This window comes from Amycolatopsis antarctica, from assembly GCF_002262875.1.
GTDB lineage: Bacteria > Actinomycetota > Actinomycetes > Mycobacteriales > Pseudonocardiaceae > Amycolatopsis > Amycolatopsis antarctica.
Genome location: NZ_NKYE01000008.1, coordinates 280,492 through 295,993, shown reverse-complemented (window position 1 = coordinate 295,993; position 15,502 = coordinate 280,492). Strand labels below are relative to the sequence as shown.

The window sequence follows — 15,502 nt, the reverse complement described above, 5'->3', positions numbered from 1 at the left end:
CGGCTCGCGGAGTCGGCCGCCTGCCCCGTCGCGGGCCGGGGCCCGCCGGTCAGGGGGAGTCGGTGGTGTGCGCGAACGCCGCGCAGGCGACCGCGACATAGGATTTCGCGGGGGTGCGCCAGTCGACCTCGACCCATCGGTCGTCGGTGACCTGGGCGCCCTCCGGGCCGACACAGTCGTACTGCCCGCCGGAAACGTAGGGGCCGCAGGGACTCTCGCCCGCGGCGTGGGTGCAGGTCGTGTAGTTCGCGCAGTTGAGCGTGGCGAGGTTGTTGGCCGGGGCGACCTCGGGACCGCTGCGCACGTTCAGCTTGCACTCGTTGCCGGTGGAGGCGTGCACCAGTGCCGGTGGAGGGCCGGCCACCGCGGCCGCGTCCGCGGTGGCGTAGGGAGCGGCGAACAGCAGCGCGGAACTCGCGCCTGCCGCGACCACGAAGCCCTTGAACGCCAAGGACTTGACCGACGACAACCTGACCACTTCGGACACTGCGCCTCCGCTGGGAACGGGTAACCGGACTGGATCGAACGTGGTTCAAGGTATCGAATCCGGAAGTGGACGACGTTAGCTCGATAGGTGGTAACCGGGGGCGCTCCCGGCTCACTGCCGCGGGCTGATCCCGGCCACGGCCAGGCCGAGCAGGCGGTCGGCCTCGGCCGCCGGATCCGCGCTGTCCTGGGTGACCAGGACGATGCCGGCGACCAGTGCGACCAGATCGGCGATGGTGACACCGGGTGTCACCGAGCCCGCGTGGACGGCGCGGCGTAGCAGCGGGTCGGCGGCCTCGCTCAGTTTCGCCGAGCAGGCGTTGACGTGTGCGGGCCCGGCGTCGGCGACCCCGGCCTCGGCCAGGGCGGTGGCCAGCCCCTGGGCGGAGGCCGCGTACTCGGTGAGGGCGCCCAGCCAGGTCACCAGCGCGGTCCTGGTGTCGGCCGCACCGGCCAGATCGCCCGCCTGGGCGCACAGGGTCTCGATGCGGTCGTGGAAGACGGCCTCCAGCAGTGCCCGGCGGCTGGGGAAGTGCCTGCGCACGGTCGCCGACCCGACTCCGGCGGTGCGCGCGATCTGCTCCAGGGAGGCCTCGGCGCCGTGGGCGGCGACCTCAACCCTGGCCACGGCGAGGATGCGGGCGTGGTTGCGCCGGGCATCCGCACGCTGCGCGGCCATGGCGTCATCTCCGGGGTTTGCTAAGTGGCGGGGCCCTCCGTATCGTAGCGAACGATAAGTGGCGGGCCCCGCCACTTATGCCCCCGTCGGTACAGCAGAGGAGCACCATGTCCGCCGAGTCCGCACCGGTCCTGGTCGTCGGCGCCACCGGAAGGCAGGGCGGGGCCACCGCCCGCGCCCTGCTCACGAACGGCGTGCCCGTCCGGGCGCTGGTCCGTGACCCGGGAACCGAACGGGCCAAGGCCGTGGAACTACTGGGCGCCGAACTGGTCACCGGCGATCTCGACGACCGCGACTCGGTGACCAGGGCCGCGAAGGGAGCGCGGGCCGTCTTCTCGGTGCAGATGCCCGAGATGGGCGGGCGTGCTTTCGACGGGGAGGTCGAACAGGCCCTCAACCTGATCGAGGCCGCGCTGGCCGCCGGGGTACCGCAGTTCGTGCACACCTCGGTCTCCGGAGCCGGGCGGCATACCGAGGCCCCCGGCTGGGCGGAGGGACGCTGGTCCGCGGTCGAGCCCTACTACGCGGCCAAGACCGCGATCCAGGACCGGGTCCGGGACGCGGGTTTCGTTCACTGGACGCTGGTCAAGCCCGGCTTCTTCATGGAGAACTTCCTTCCCGCCATGGCATTTCTGTTCCCCAGGGGTGTCGAGGGCGGGCTCGTCAGCGTGCTGAATCCCGGCACTCTGTTGTCCCTCGTCGCGGTCGACGACATCGGTGCCGCGGCCGCGGCGGCCATCCTCGCGCCGGAGCGGTTCCACCGCGTCGAGCTGGAGCTGGCGAGCGACTACCTGACGATGACCGAGATCGCCGGGATCCTGTCCCGCACCCTCGGTGCCGAGCTGACCGCGCCGGACATGACCGAGGCCGAGGCGACCGCCGCCGGAATGCCCGGAATGGGTGCCGCGCACGAGCTGATGAACGTGGTCGGTCAGCCCGCCCGGCCCGAGTACGCGCGAGCACTGGGGATCCCGACCACCGGTTTCGAGGAATGGGCACGGCGGCACCTGGGCGCCGGACACTGACCTACCTGCGGCCGGGGTGCCGGACGCTCGCGCATCGGAGGTTCGCCCGCCGGGGGCTAGGGTGCCGGTGCTCCGGGCCGCCTCGCGGGGGAACGCGGCAGCGGCGGGAATCGAACCGGCGGATAGCATTCGGGGCGTCATCGCACGTCCCCATGCCCGAGGAGTTCATCGTGTCCGATCAGTCGCCGTCCCCGGCCGTTCCCGCCCAGCGCGTGGTGGTGACGTCGGGAACGACTGCGGGCACAGCCGTGCGCGAGGCAGGCCTGCCCGGCAAGGGACCGGACGCCGTCGTGGTCGTCCGGGACGCCGAGGGAAACCTCCGGGACCTGAGCTGGGCGCCCGGGACCGACACCGAGGTCGAATCGGTCGCCGCGAACACCGAGGACGGACGCGCCGTCATCCGCCACTCCGCCGCGCACGTGCTCGCGCAGGCTGTGCAGCAGCAGTTCCCGGGTGCGAAGCTGGGTATCGGGCCGCCGGTCCGGGACGGCTTCTACTACGACTTCGCGGTGGACACGCCGTTCACCCCCGAGGATCTGCGTTCGCTCGAGAAGCGGATGAAGCAGATCATCAAGGGCTCGCAGCAGTTCTCCCGCCGGGTGCTCGGCTCGGTCGAGGCGGCGAAGAAGGAACTGGCGGACGAGCCGTTCAAGCTCGAACTCGTCGACCTCAAGTCCGGTGACTCCACAGTGGACACCGACGAGGTGATGGAGGTCGGAGCCGGGGAGCTGACCGCGTACGACAATCTCGATCCGCGCAGCAAGGAGATCGTCTGGAGCGATCTCTGCCGCGGCCCGCACGTGCCCACGACCAAGTACATCCCCGCGTTCACCCTCACCAGGGTCGCCGCGGCCTACTGGCGCGGAAACGACAAGAACCCGCAGTTGCAGCGCATCTACGGCACGGCCTGGGAGTCGGCCGAGGCGCAGGAGCAGTACCTGGAGCGGCTGGCCGAGGCCGAACGCCGCGACCACCGCAAGCTGGGCGCGGAGCTGGACCTGTTCTCCTTCCCCGAGGAGATCGGTTCCGGGCTCCCGGTGTTCCACCCCAAGGGCGGGATCATCCGCCGGGAGCTGGAGACGTACTCGCGCCGGCGCCACGAGGAGGCCGGGTACGAGTTCGTGAACACGCCGCACATCACCAAGGGCGAGCTGTTCCACACCTCCGGCCACCTGCCCTACTACGCGGACACGATGTTTCCGCCGGTCCAGTTCGACGATGAGGACTACTACCTCAAGGCGATGAACTGCCCGATGCACAACCTGGTCTTCCGCTCGCGGGGGCGCTCGTACCGCGAACTGCCGCTGCGGCTGTTCGAGTTCGGCACCGTCTACCGCTACGAGAAGTCCGGCGTGGTGCACGGCCTCACCCGCGTGCGCGGGCTGACGATGGACGACTCGCACATCTACTGCACCAAGGAGCAGATGCCGGGCGAGCTGCGGTCGCTGCTGCGCTTCGTGCTGGACCTGCTGGCCGACTACGGCCTCTCGGACTTCTACCTGGAACTGTCCACCCGGGGTGACTCGGAGAAGTTCATCGGCGAGGACTGGGAGTGGGAGGAGGCCACCGAGACCCTGCGGCAGGCCGCCGTCGACTCCGGGCTCGAACTGGTACCCGACCCCGGCGGTGCGGCCTTCTACGGGCCGAAGATCTCCGTGCAGGCCAAGGACGCGATCGGCCGGACCTGGCAGATGTCGACGATCCAGCTCGATTTCAACCAGAACAAGCGTTTCGAACTCGAGTACACGGCCTCCGACGGTTCGCGGCAGCGGCCGGTGATGATCCACCGGGCACTGTTCGGCTCGATCGAACGCTTCTTCGGTGTGCTCACCGAGCACTACGCGGGCGCGTTCCCCGCCTGGCTCTCGCCGGTGCAGGTGGTCGGCATCCCGATCACCGCGGACCAGGTCGAGCACCTGGCCGGAGTGCGCGAGGCGTTGCGCGCCAAGGGAATCCGGGCCGAGGTGGACGCGAGCGACGACCGGATGCAGAAGAAGATCCGCACGCACACCACGCAGAAGGTGCCGTTCATGCTGCTTGCCGGGGCGAAGGACGCCGAGGCGGGCGCGGTGTCCTTCCGCTTCCGCGACGGTGGCCAGATCAACTCCGTGCCGGTGGCCGACGCGATCGAGGCGATCGCGAGCTGGGTCGCCCGGCGGGAGAACGCGTCCCCGGACGCCGACGCGGTCGGGGCGGTCCTCGCGTGAGTCGGGAGGGTGAGCCCGGCGTCGTCGCGCAGGACGGTGTGGGAGTGCCGGACGCGTTGCAGCGGCTGTGGACCCCGCACCGCCTGGCCTACGTCAAGGGGGAGAACAAGCCGGACGGGGACGAGCCGAGGGGCTGCCCGTTCTGCCGGCTGCCCGGTCTCGGCGACGACGCCGAGGCGCTGATCCTGGCGCGCGGCGAGCAGGTGTACGCGGTGCTGAACCTGTACCCGTACAACCCCGGGCACCTGATGGTGGTGCCCTACCGGCACGTGGCCGACTACACCGAGCTGACGGCGGTGGAGACGGTCGAGCTGGCCGAGTTCACCCAGCGTGGCATGGCGGTGGTGCGCGCGGTCTCCGACGCCCACGGGTTCAACATCGGCATGAACCAGGGCGTGATCGCCGGCGCGGGAATCGCCGCCCACCTGCACCAGCACCTGGTGCCGCGCTGGGGTGGGGACGCGAACTTCATGCCCGTCGTGGGGCACACGAAGGTGCTGCCGCAGTTGCTGGGCCAGACCTGGGAACTGCTGGCCGGAGCCTGGCACGACCCGGCCCTCGCCCGGCCGTGAGTGGAACGCCCGCCCGACCGCCGGGCGGGTTCCACTCACGGTCGATGGCGGCCATGCGTCCGGTCAGGACTGGAGCGCGGCCTCGATCTCGAGGGTGATCTTGACCTTCTCGCCGAGGAAGGCGTTGCCCTCCGGGCCGATGCCGAAGTCGCGGCGGGCGACGGTGGCCTCGGCGGAGATGCCGATGGTGGTGGCGTTGTCGGCGGCCGGGTTCGGGCCGATGCCGTTGAACTCCGCCTCGAGCGAGACCGCCTTGGTGACGCCGCGCCAGGTGAGTTCACCGTCGATGACGTACTCGTCGTCGTCCCGGCGGATGCCGGTCGAGCGGAACGTGATCGTCGGGTGGTTCTCGACGTCGAAGAAGTCGGCGGAGCGCACGTGGTCGTCCCGCTGGCCGTTGCCGGTGGACACCGACGCGGCGTCGATCTCGGCGGTCACCGAGGAGTCGAGGATGTTCTCGGCGGTGGTGATCTGACCGCTGAACGTGCCGAAGTTGCCGCGCGACTTGGCCAGGCCGAGGTGCTTGACGGCGTAGGTGACCTCCGAGTGGACCGCGTCGATGGTCCAGGTGCCGACCGTGTAGCCGGGGATCTCGGTCGTGGGAGCGCTCATGGGTGTCCTCCTGGGTGCTGATCTTCGTGGAACGGGAGCCCGTTCGTTGAGCTCTCAATCAGGAGAGTAGCGCAACATGGTTGAGCCCTCAACTAGAGGTAGTATGTGTCTCATGTCCGAGACGCGATGGCTCAGTGAACGGGAGCAGCGCATCTGGCGTGACTTCTCGGCGGCCGTCGGAATGCTGCGGGAACACCTCGAACGCCAGTTGCAGCACGACAGCGGCCTGCCGCACACGTACTACGAGGTGCTGGTGACCCTGTCCGAGGCGCCGGGCCGGACGATGCGGATGAGCGAACTCGCCGAGGCGAGCCGCTCCTCGCGCAGCAGGCTTTCGCACGCGGTCGCCAGGATGGAGGTCAACGGCTGGGTGCACCGCACCACCTGCCCGGACGACAAGCGCGGCTCGTTCGCGCACCTCACGCCGTCCGGCTTCGCCGTGCTGGAGGCCGCCGCGCCCGGTCACGTCGAGGCCGTGCGCGGGTCGCTCTTCGACGCGCTCACACCGGAGCAGATCGTCGCGCTGGGGGAGATCAGCGCCGCGATCAAGGACGGGCTGGCGCCCTGCTGCGAGGCCGTCGCCCAGGCCGAGGCCGAAGCGGACGCCGAGGACTGAGACCGGTGCGGCGGTGCGCCCCGCACCGCCGGGCACCGGGCTCGATAGGCTGCGATCGACCCCCCGTCCCCGCTGCTCAGGTGCCCCGGTAAACCGATGCTCAACATCTTCGCCCGCGCGTCCGTCTCCCGCGTCACCGATCCGATCGGCGCGGTGCTGGTACGCGCCGGTTTGACGCCGAACGCGATGACCGTGTTCGGCACCGTCTGCGCGATCGCGTGCGCGCTCGTGTTCTTCCCGAACGGGATGCTGCTGGCGGGCACCTTCACCGTGTGGGGCTTCGCCATGCTCGACCTGCTCGACGGCGCCATGGCACGGGCACGAGGTCACGGCACCCCGTTCGGCGCGGTGCTGGACGCCACCTGCGACCGGCTGGCGGACGGTGCGCTGCTCGCGGCCATCGCCTGGTGGTGCTTCCTGGTCGAGGGCAACCAGCGGGCCGCCGCCGCCGCGCTGGTGTGCCTCGTACTCGCGCAGGTGATCTCCTACGTCAAGGCGCGCGCGGAGGCCTCGGGGCTCACCGCGGACGGCGGGCTCGTGGAACGCGCCGAACGGTTGATCATCGCGCTGGTCGGAACCGGCCTTGAGGGACTGGGGGTGCCCTACGCCGTGGAGTTCTCACTGTGGTTGCTGGCGATCCTGTCGGTGATCACCCTGTTCCAGCGCATCGCGGCGGTCGCCAAGGCAGCACGGGAGGTAACGACATGACCACCACAACCGAACGGCTGACCGATCTCGGGTACGCCACCGGGTGGAACGTCGTCCGCAGGCTGCCCCGGCCGGTCACCGACGCGGCGTTCGGACTCGCGGCCGACCTCGCCGCCCGCAGGCAGGGCCCCGGCACCCGGCAGTTGCGCAGCAACCTGGCCAGGGTGGTCCCGCAGGCCGGTCCCGCCGAACTGGACGACCTGGTGCGCCGCGGACTCCGGTCCTACGGCCGCTACTGGCAGGAGGCCTTCCGGCTGCCCACGATGGACCTCGACGAGGTGCACCGGCGGGTGGACGCCACGGTCAGCGGCGTGGAGAACCTGGACGCGGCGTTCGAGGCGGGCAACGGTGCGATCCTGGCCATGACGCACTCCGGGAACTGGGACGTCGCCGGGACCTGGCTGGGCAAGCACTCGGGCACGTTCACCACGGTCGCCGAACGTCTCAAGCCGGATTCACTCTACGACCGTTTCGTGGTCTACCGCGAGACGCTGGGTTTCGAGATCCTCCCCGCGGACGGCGGCGCGGCCACCTTCCGCACCCTGCTGCGCAGGCTGCGGGAGAACCGGGCCGTGGTGCTGCTCTGCGACCGCGACCTGTCGAACAAGGGCATCCCGGTCGACTTCTTCGGCGACCGGATCCGGATCCCGGCGGGCGCGGCCAAACTGGCCGCCACCACCGGTGCGCCGCTGCTGCCGTTCACGAGCTGGTTCATCGACGACGGCTGGGGTCTGCGCGTGCATCCCCGGATCCGGGTCAACGGCCCGGAGGAGGTCGCCTCGGGTACCCAGGCGCTTGCCGACGTCTTCGCCGGGGAGATCGCGACCCACCCGGCCGACTGGCACATGCTGCAGAAGGTGTGGATCTCCGATCTCGAGCCCGCCTCGCCCGCGAGCACCGGCGGAGCGGGGTAGGAGATGAGGGTCGGCATCGTCTGCCCGTACTCGTTCGACGTGCCGGGCGGGGTCCAGGGGCACGTGGTCGACCTGGCCAGGGCGCTCATCGCGCGCGGGCACACCGTCTCGGTGCTCGCCCCCGCCGCCGACGACGACGCCGACCTGCCGGACTTCGTCTACCCGGCGGGAAAGGCGCTCGGCATCCCGTACAACGGCTCGGTCGCTCGCCTGCAGTTCGGCCCGGTCTCCTACGCCCGCGTCCGGAGATGGTTGCGCGACAACGCTTTCGACGTGCTGCACCTGCACGAGCCGACGGCGCCGAGCCTGTCGATGCTGGCACTGAAGATCGCCGACGGCCCGATCGTCGCGACCTTCCACACCTCCACCCCGCGATCGCGCACGCTCACCGCGTTCCAGCCGGTACTGCGACCGCTGCTGGAGAAGATCACCGCCCGGATCGCGGTGTCCGCGCTCGCCAGACGGGTCCAGGTGGAGCATCTCGGCGGCGACGCCGTGGAGATCCCGAACGGAGTCGACGCCGCCTTCTTCGCCGCCGCCGAGCCGCTGCCCGGCTACCCGCGCGAAGGCGGCACGATCGGCTTCGTCGGCCGGTTCACCGAACCGCGCAAGGGCATGGGCGTCCTGCTCGACGCGCTACGGTCGCTCGCCGCCGAGCTGCCGGAGTTGCGGCTGCTGATCGTCGGCAGGGGCGAGGCGGAGGAACTGCGCAAGCTGGCGGGTCCGGTGCTGGCCGACCGGATCGACCTGCTCGGCCAGGCCGACGACGCCACCAAGGCCCGCGCGCTGCGCAGCGTCGACGTGTACTGCGCGCCGAACACCGGGGGCGAGAGCTTCGGCATGATCCTCACCGAGGCGATGGCCGCCGGGACCCCGGTACTGGCCAGCGGACTCGACTCCTTCCGCCGGGTACTCGACGACGGCCGGGCCGGGGTACTGGCGCCGACCGGCGACGCCGCCGCGCTCGCCGCGGCCCTGCGCGACCTGCTCGCCGATCCGCGCCGGCGTGCGGAACTCTCGGCCGCGGGCCGGGAACGCGTCGCCGTCTTCGACTGGCCGGTCGTCGCGACCCAGGTGGTGCGGGTGTACGAGACGGCCGTCGCGGCCGATCCCCGCCGGGTCAGCGCCGAGGGGGAGGACGTCACGCCGTGACCGCCTCGCTCCTCGTCCTGCTCTGCCTCGCCGTCCTCGTCGTCGTCGGCGGGCTCTGGCTCATCGCCACCGCCAACCGGCTCGACCGGCTGCACGTGCGTACCGACGCCGGCTGGGCCGCGCTGGACGCCGCCCTGTCCCGCCGTGCCGTCGTGGCCAGGGCGGTGGCGGCCGCGGCGATCGGCGGGGACGAGGGGGCCCGGCTGCTCTCCGGTGCCGAACGGGCCGAGCACGCGGGCCGCGCCGACCGCGAGGAGGCGGAGAACACCCTGACGCTGCTGCTCGCCGGTACCGTCCGGACCACCCTGCCCGCCGCGCTCGCCGACGAACTCTCCGATGCCGAGCACCGCGTCGTCATCGCCCGCCGGGTGCACAACGACGCCGTGCGCGACACGTTCGCGCTCCGGCGCAGGCGCAAGGTCCGTTACTTCAAGCTCGCCGGGACCGCCCCGCAGCCGCAGTACTTCGAGATCGCCGAACCGGACCCCGGCCCGCACGCCGAGACGCCGGGGGAACCGAGGCTGTCGGCGCGGGTCCTGCTCGTCGACCGGCGCGACCGGGTCCTGCTGTTCAACGGGCACGATCCGGCCGCGGCCGGATCCTCGTTCTGGTTCACCACCGGCGGCGGCGTCGAGCCGGGGGAGGACCCGCGTGCCGCGGCGCTGCGCGAACTGCACGAGGAGACCGGCCTGCGGCTGCCGGACGGGCGCCTGCAGGGCCCGGTGTGGCGTCGCCGGGTGCGCTGGGAGTTCGAGGGCGCCAGCTACGACGGCGACGAGTGGTTCTTCCTGGCCCGGGTGGGTGGCTCGCCCGGGGCGGCGGGTGCGGTGGACCTGGCCGTCGACACCTCGGGCTTCACCGAACTGGAGCTCGCCACCATCGACGGCCACCGCTGGTGGGCCCCCGACGAGCTGCGCACCACGACCGAGACCGTGTACCCGGTCCAGCTCGGGCTTCTGCTACCGGAGCTGCTGGACTCCGGCTGGGACGGCGAGGTGCGCGCGATCCGCTGACCGCGTGGCAGACTCGCCGTATGGTGACCGACCCGGACCCCGGTTCCTGTGGCCTCGCGCACGGTGAACCCCGGCCGGACGGCGGGCAGGACCCGGTCCGCACGCTGGTCGCCGTGTTCGCCTCACCGGTGTCCGAGCGTCTCCTGTCCTACGCCCGCGATCTCGGTTACCGGCCGGTGCTGGTCGAGCCGGACGCGGAGCGGGCCGCCGGCGTCCGGTCACCGGGCGTCGAGGTGACCGGCGTGGTGCCCGAACTCGACGAGGCGGCGGAGTTCGTCGTCACCGATCACCACCGTCCCGAACTCGGCGGGTTGCTGCGTGACGCGCTGGCGTACCCGGCGCGCTGGATCGGCATCATGGGCAATCCCCGGCACGAGGGCCCGCACGTCGCCGCGCTCACCGAACTCGGCGTCGCCGAGGCCGAGATCGCGCGCGTGCACCGGCCGGTCGGCCTCAACATCGGCTCGCGTACCCCGGCGGAGATCGCCGTGGCCACCATCGCCGGGCTCATCGCCGACCGCAACGGGCGTCCCGGCGGCTTCACCTTCTGAGTCTCGGCCGCCAGGTCCGCGGCACGTCCTCCGGCATCGGGTCGTACCGGAGGCGCCTGCGGGTGAACACCGCCGTCCCGAAGGTGGGGGAGCGAAGGTCGATCGCGTAGCGGACCAGTTCGGGCGGTGAGCGGACTCGCCAGGTCAGCGGTACGACCGACCGGGCCAGGGCGATTCCGCTCACAGAATGGCCCTCCCGGTCGTGCCGCGAGCGGTCCTGCGGAGGGGCCGTCGACTCCCTCGCCGGAAGCGTCGCGTGGCGGCCGTCGTCCGTGATATCGCAGTTCAGCGCCGGTTCTCCGCCCGGCGCGATCACCTTCCCGGCGTGCCTGGGTAGGGCCATACCGGAGGTCGGGCGCGAAGTGGACTGCCGAGATCGCCGCTCACTGGCCTGTGATGCCGGTCCACGCCGGTCCTAGGCTGGGGAGGTCACCGAAGCGGTGTCTCCGCGACCGTCCGGCAGTCGATCCGGCCGGTTTCCCCTGCCAGAAAGGCCTCGCAGTGTCTGACGCTCAGTCCGCCGGGACGGGTAGCCCCGCCGCAACGCGCTCCGCCGAAACCGGTACCGCCCGGGTCAAGCGCGGCATGGCCGAGATGCTCAAGGGCGGCGTGATCATGGACGTGGTCACCGCCGAGCAGGCGAAGATCGCCGAGGACGCGGGTGCCGTCGCCGTGATGGCCCTGGAGCGGGTGCCCGCCGACATCCGCGCCCAGGGCGGTGTCTCCCGGATGAGCGACCCGGACATGATCGACAGCATCGTCTCCGCCGTGTCCATCCCGGTGATGGCCAAGGCGCGCATCGGCCACTTCGTCGAGGCGCGGGTGCTCCAGTCGCTCGGGGTCGACTACATCGACGAGTCCGAGGTGCTCACCCCGGCCGACTACGCCAACCACATCGACAAGTTCGACTTCACCGTGCCGTTCGTCTGCGGTGCCACCAACCTGGGTGAGGCGCTGCGCCGGATCAACGAGGGCGCCGCCATGATCCGCTCCAAGGGCGAGGCGGGTACCGGCGACGTCTCCAACGCGACCACCCACATGCGCCAGATTCGCCGCGAGCTGCGCAGGCTCGCCTCGCTGCCGGAGGACGAGCTGTACGTCGCCGCCAAGGAACTGCAGGCGCCGTACCCGCTGGTCCAGGAGGTCGCCGCGAAGGGCAAGCTGCCGGTCGTGCTGTTCACCGCCGGCGGCATCGCGACCCCGGCCGACGCGGCGATGATGATGCAGCTCGGCGCCGAGGGCGTGTTCGTCGGCTCCGGGATCTTCAAGTCCGGCAACCCCGCGCAGCGCGCCGAGGCCATCGTCAAGGCGACCACCTTCCACGACGACCCGGACGTCATCGCCAAGGTCTCCCGCGGTCTCGGCGAGGCGATGGTCGGCATCAACGTCGACGAGCTGCCCGAGCCGCACCGGCTCGCCGAGCGAGGCTGGTAGCGACCGGCACTCGCTGCACGCGACGGCCCGGTGTCCACAGTGGACATCGGGCCGTCGCTCCTCAGACGTGCTCGGAGATCATCACCGCGGAGGTGTGCGGCTCGAGCGCGGCGAACACGTGCGCGACATCGCCGGGGTAGCCGATGTAGTCACCGGGGACGAGTTCCACGGGCTCCTCGGCCGGGCCGACGCTGGCGCGCCCCGCGCTGAGCACGACGTGCTCGACCGTGCCCGGCATGTGCGGCTTCGACTCGCGGGGATTACCCGGCTCGGCGGTGATCAGGTAGAGGTCGCGGCGGGCGTGCGGCGGGCACGAGGCCAGCAGCGTGGCGGCGTAGTCGGCGCGCTCGGAGAACACCGCCGGACCCTCGCCCGCCCGAATCACCTGGACCTGGGGGCGCGGTGGGTCGACCAGCCGGGAGAACGTCACGCCGAGCGCGGTTCCCAATGCCCACAAGGTCTCCACGCTCGGGTTGCCGGTGCCGGATTCGAGCTGGGAGAGCGTGGACTTGGCGACCCCCGCTCGCTTGGCCAGTTCGGTCAGTGACAGTCCGGCGCGGTCCCGTTCCCGGCGCAGCGATGCGGCGATGACGTCCAGCGGAGCCCCGGTGCCGTTGCTCATGATCCTCCCGTGTTCGTTTTACGCTACGAACCGTTCGCCTTGACGAACAGGGTCGCCGTGTTCAGTATAGAACGCGATGCGTTCACTATTCCGAACACTCGATCGCGGTCTGCTCCGCGACATCGCGCTGGTCTGCCTCGCCGACGCCATCGTCGGCCTGTCCTACGGCGCGATCGCCGTCGGCGAGGGCTTCGACCTCTGGCTGCCGATGCTCATGTCCGTGCTCGTCTTCGGCGGAGCCTCGCAGTTCATCTTCATCGGCATCGTCGGCTCCGGCGGCAACCCGATCGCGGGCGTGGTGGCCGGGCTGCTGGTCAACGCCCGGCACCTGCCCTTCGGTTTCGCCGTGGCCGAACTGCTCGGCTCCGGCCTGCGGCGACTGGTCGGCACCCACCTGATGATCGACGAGGCGGTCGCGTTCGCCTTGGCGCAGAAGGACTTCCCGCGTCGGCGCGCGGCCTACTGGGCGACCGGCATCGGCCTGTTCGTCTGCTGGAACGCGGGCGTGCTGGCCGGCGGCCTGGCCGGATCCGCGATCAGCGACACCGACCTCCTCGGCCTCGACGCCGCGTTCCCCGCGGTCCTGCTGGCGCTGTTGCTGCCCTCGTTGCGGGACGCCGGGGCACGGCGCGCGGCCGTGGCGGGGGTTGCGGTCGCGCTGGCGACCACGCCGTTCCTGCCGGCCGGGCTCCCGGTGCTGCTGGCCCTCGCCGGCGTCCTGGTCAGCCTCGGCAGTACGGCGCCGGGGACCGGTGAGACGGCCGGGGACCCCGCGGTATCCGGCCGCCACACGGAAGGGGACCCGCGATGATCGCCGGAACGATGACGCTGCTGGTCGCCACCGTGGTGCTGGCGGCCGGGACCTTCGCCTTCCGGTTCGCCGGGCCCGCGCTGCGGGCGCGGGTGGAGATCTCGCCGAGGCTGGAGCGGCTGATGACCGTCTCGGCCGTCGTGCTGCTGGCCGCCGTGGTCGCCACGGCCGCGCTCGTCGAGGACCAGGGATTCGCCGGTTACGCGCGCCCGGCAGGCGTGGCCGTCGGCGGGTTGCTGGCCTGGCGGAAAGCGCCGTTCGTACTGGTGGTTCTCGCCGCCGCGGTCACCGCCGCCGGGCTGCGGCTGCTCGGCGTCCCGTGACCGCGTCCGGTCCGCTCAGTCGGAGCGGGCCTGCGCGGTCGGCGGTATCCGCGCCTTGACCCGATGCTCGAACAGCAGGTTGGTGTGCAACTGGGCGACCTCGCGGCGGCTGGTGAACGAGTCCAGCACGAGCTGCTGCAGGTGGACGGCGTCGGCCACGGCGACGTGCACCAGGAAGTCGTCCGGGCCCGCGACATGGGACACCGAGATCGTCTCCGGCAGTTCCATCACGTAGTCCAGGAACGGGCGGACCACAGCCCTGGTGTGCGGTCGCACCCGGACCGCGATCACCGCCTGCAACGGACGGCCGAGCGCACCCAGGTCCACCTCCGCGCGGTAGCCCTTCAGCACCCCGCGCTCGCGCAGTGCCCGATGCCGCACCAGGCAGGTGGACGGCGCGATGTTCACCCGCGCGGCGAGGTCCTTGTTCGGCAGCCGAGCGTCCTTCTGCAACTCGGCGAGGATCGCCACATCGATCGCATCGAGCACGGACTTCGTCCCCTCTCGTCGAAGAAACTGCCGGAAAACCGCCAGCGACGTGCACAGCATGCAGCATTCCACTGATACGTCGACAATTCTGGAGGCAGAACGGTGAACGGTGTGCGGACCCGCGCGGTACACGGTGGACGTGAGGATCTGGGGCGACTCGGGGTGCACGCGCCGCCGATCGACCTGTCGACCACCTACCCGGTGCCCGACCAGGCCGAGGGCGGCGCCGCCCTCGGGGCCTGGGCGGACGGTGCCGCGGACGCGTCCTCCCCGGTTTACGCCCGGCTGCACAACCCGACCGTCGCCCGCTTCGAGCGGGCCCTCGCCGAACTGGAGGGCACCGACGAAGGCGTGGCCTTCGCCAGTGGGATGGCGGCGGTGACCGCCGTGCTGCAGGCCGCCTGCCTGATGACCGGCGCCAAGCACGTGGTGGCCGTCCGGCCGCTCTACGGCGGCACCGACCACCTGCTCGCCACCGGACTGCTGGGCACCGAGACGACCTACGTCCGGCCGGACGAGGTCGCCGCCGCGATCCGGCCGGACACCGGGCTGGTGGTGCTGGAGACCCCGGCCAACCCGAACCTGGACCTGATCGACATCGCCGACGTTGTCCGCCAGGCCGGGGCGGTCCCGGTGCTGGTCGACAACACCTTCGCCACTCCGATGCTGCAGAACCCCGCGGCACACGGCGCCACCTACGTCCTGCACTCGGGCACCAAGTACCTCGGTGGTCACGGCGACGTGCTCGGCGGGGTCGTGGCCTGCGCGGGGGAGCGGGCGGGCCCGCTGCGGCAGTTGCGCATCCTCACCGGCGCCGTGCTGCACCCGCTCGGCGGCTACCTGCTGCACCGCGGCCTGGCGACCCTGCCACTGCGGATGGAGGCCTCCCAGTGCTCCGCCGCGGAGCTCGCCCGCAGGCTCGCCGAGCACTCCGGCGTCAGCAACGTCCGTTACCCCGGACTGCACGGGGCGCACCCGGTGCTCGGCGGCCAGCTTCGCGGTACCGGCGCGATGCTGGCGTTCGAGGCCACGGGTGACCCGAACACGGTGGTCGGCAAACTCGGCTTGATCACCCCGGCGGTGAGCCTGGGATCGGTGGACACGCTGATCGAACACCCCGCCGCGCTCACCCACCGCCTGGTGGGCGAGGAGACGCTGGCCGCCAGTGGTGTTCCGGTGAACCTGCTGCGGCTCTCGGTCGGCGTCGAGGACGTCGAGGATCTCTGGGACGACCTCGACCAGGCGTTGCGCGTGGCCGCGGGTGAGCGGGTGGACGGCTGACCGTCGG

General features: G+C 71.4%; 19 protein-coding genes. 13 read left to right on the top strand and 6 right to left on the bottom strand.

The window, feature by feature from the left end:
* Window positions 1–49: 49 nt before the first annotated feature.
* Both CFN78_RS15945 and CFN78_RS15940 read right to left on the bottom strand, forming a co-directional pair.
* Window positions 50–487, bottom strand: a complete 438-nt coding sequence (locus CFN78_RS15945) for a hypothetical protein (protein WP_240519480.1) — start codon at window positions 485–487, stop codon at window positions 50–52.
* 111 nt (window positions 488–598) lie between these two features.
* Window positions 599–1,165 carry a TetR/AcrR family transcriptional regulator gene (locus tag CFN78_RS15940; RefSeq protein WP_094863564.1) on the bottom strand — a complete coding sequence of 189 codons (567 nt, stop codon included), beginning with the start codon at window positions 1,163–1,165 and terminating at the stop codon, window positions 599–601.
* 107 nt (window positions 1,166–1,272) lie between these two features.
* Here CFN78_RS15940 and CFN78_RS15935 point away from each other — a divergent pair, with 107 nt between their 5' ends.
* From CFN78_RS15935 to CFN78_RS15925, 3 genes are all read left to right on the top strand, one after another.
* Entirely contained in the window at window positions 1,273–2,190 is a 918-nt protein-coding gene (locus CFN78_RS15935) for an NmrA/HSCARG family protein (protein ID WP_094863563.1), read from the top strand.
* A gap of 152 nt (window positions 2,191–2,342) precedes the next feature.
* Window positions 2,343–4,397: a threonine--tRNA ligase gene (gene thrS, locus CFN78_RS15930; protein WP_094863562.1), complete on the top strand. Its 2,055-nt coding sequence runs from the start codon at window positions 2,343–2,345 to the stop codon at window positions 4,395–4,397.
* Window positions 4,394–4,969 (top strand): HIT family protein, encoded by a 576-nt coding sequence (locus tag CFN78_RS15925; protein WP_094863561.1) that lies wholly within the window; start codon window positions 4,394–4,396, stop codon window positions 4,967–4,969. The genes thrS and CFN78_RS15925 overlap by 4 nt, the downstream gene beginning before the upstream one ends.
* A 63-nt stretch (window positions 4,970–5,032) precedes the next feature.
* Here the strand turns inward: CFN78_RS15925 and CFN78_RS15920 are convergent, their stop codons facing one another.
* Window positions 5,033–5,581 carry a YceI family protein gene (locus tag CFN78_RS15920; RefSeq protein ID WP_094863560.1) on the bottom strand — a complete coding sequence of 183 codons (549 nt, stop codon included), beginning with the start codon at window positions 5,579–5,581 and terminating at the stop codon, window positions 5,033–5,035.
* 112 nt (window positions 5,582–5,693) lie between these two features.
* Between CFN78_RS15920 and CFN78_RS15915 the strand changes: the two genes are divergently transcribed.
* From CFN78_RS15915 to CFN78_RS15890, 6 genes are all read left to right on the top strand, one after another.
* On the top strand, window positions 5,694–6,197 hold the full coding sequence (locus CFN78_RS15915) for a MarR family winged helix-turn-helix transcriptional regulator (RefSeq protein ID WP_094863559.1): 504 nt from the start codon (window positions 5,694–5,696) through the stop codon (window positions 6,195–6,197).
* Between the two features lie 96 nt (window positions 6,198–6,293).
* Complete coding sequence (gene pgsA / locus CFN78_RS15910) at window positions 6,294–6,905, top strand: phosphatidylinositol phosphate synthase (RefSeq protein ID WP_094863558.1); 612 nt, start codon at window positions 6,294–6,296, stop codon at window positions 6,903–6,905.
* Complete coding sequence (locus CFN78_RS15905) at window positions 6,902–7,819, top strand: phosphatidylinositol mannoside acyltransferase (RefSeq protein ID WP_094863557.1); 918 nt, start codon at window positions 6,902–6,904, stop codon at window positions 7,817–7,819. Before pgsA ends, CFN78_RS15905 begins: the two co-directional genes overlap by 4 nt.
* 3 nt (window positions 7,820–7,822) lie before the next feature.
* The gene (locus tag CFN78_RS15900; protein ID WP_094863556.1) at window positions 7,823–8,971 is read left to right on the top strand and encodes a glycosyltransferase family 4 protein; all 1,149 of its coding nucleotides are present in this window, start codon (window positions 7,823–7,825) and stop codon (window positions 8,969–8,971) included.
* Window positions 8,968–9,984 carry an NUDIX hydrolase gene (locus tag CFN78_RS15895; protein WP_094863555.1) on the top strand — a complete coding sequence of 339 codons (1,017 nt, stop codon included), beginning with the start codon at window positions 8,968–8,970 and terminating at the stop codon, window positions 9,982–9,984. The genes CFN78_RS15900 and CFN78_RS15895 overlap by 4 nt, the downstream gene beginning before the upstream one ends.
* Before the next feature lie 20 nt (window positions 9,985–10,004).
* Window positions 10,005–10,535 (top strand): XdhC family protein, encoded by a 531-nt coding sequence (locus CFN78_RS15890; protein WP_094863554.1) that lies wholly within the window; start codon window positions 10,005–10,007, stop codon window positions 10,533–10,535.
* Here CFN78_RS15890 and CFN78_RS28745 read toward each other — a convergent pair.
* Complete coding sequence (locus tag CFN78_RS28745; protein WP_133116362.1) at window positions 10,525–10,719, bottom strand: hypothetical protein; 195 nt, start codon at window positions 10,717–10,719, stop codon at window positions 10,525–10,527. The two genes, CFN78_RS15890 and CFN78_RS28745, sit on opposite strands and share 11 nt — an antisense overlap.
* A 317-nt stretch (window positions 10,720–11,036) precedes the next feature.
* On the opposite strand from CFN78_RS28745, the gene pdxS reads away from it, so the two are divergent.
* Entirely contained in the window at window positions 11,037–11,969 is a 933-nt protein-coding gene (gene pdxS / locus CFN78_RS15880; protein ID WP_094863552.1) for a pyridoxal 5'-phosphate synthase lyase subunit PdxS, read from the top strand.
* A 61-nt stretch (window positions 11,970–12,030) separates the two neighbouring features.
* On the opposite strand, the gene CFN78_RS15875 is transcribed toward pdxS, so the two are convergent.
* Window positions 12,031–12,591: a helix-turn-helix domain-containing protein gene (locus CFN78_RS15875; RefSeq protein ID WP_094863551.1), complete on the bottom strand. Its 561-nt coding sequence runs from the start codon at window positions 12,589–12,591 to the stop codon at window positions 12,031–12,033.
* Between the two features lie 76 nt (window positions 12,592–12,667).
* Between CFN78_RS15875 and CFN78_RS15870 the strand changes: the two genes are divergently transcribed.
* The gene (locus tag CFN78_RS15870) at window positions 12,668–13,402 is read left to right on the top strand and encodes an AzlC family ABC transporter permease (protein WP_094863550.1); all 735 of its coding nucleotides are present in this window, start codon (window positions 12,668–12,670) and stop codon (window positions 13,400–13,402) included.
* The gene (locus CFN78_RS15865) at window positions 13,399–13,725 is read left to right on the top strand and encodes an AzlD domain-containing protein (protein WP_094863549.1); all 327 of its coding nucleotides are present in this window, start codon (window positions 13,399–13,401) and stop codon (window positions 13,723–13,725) included. Before CFN78_RS15870 ends, CFN78_RS15865 begins: the two co-directional genes overlap by 4 nt.
* Window positions 13,726–13,740: 15 nt before the next feature.
* Here the strand turns inward: CFN78_RS15865 and CFN78_RS15860 are convergent, their stop codons facing one another.
* Window positions 13,741–14,214 (bottom strand): Lrp/AsnC family transcriptional regulator, encoded by a 474-nt coding sequence (locus tag CFN78_RS15860; protein ID WP_420807888.1) that lies wholly within the window; start codon window positions 14,212–14,214, stop codon window positions 13,741–13,743.
* Between the two features lie 102 nt (window positions 14,215–14,316).
* On the opposite strand from CFN78_RS15860, the gene CFN78_RS15855 reads away from it, so the two are divergent.
* On the top strand, window positions 14,317–15,495 hold the full coding sequence (locus tag CFN78_RS15855; RefSeq protein ID WP_094863547.1) for a trans-sulfuration enzyme family protein: 1,179 nt from the start codon (window positions 14,317–14,319) through the stop codon (window positions 15,493–15,495).
* Window positions 15,496–15,502: the final 7 nt, after the last annotated feature.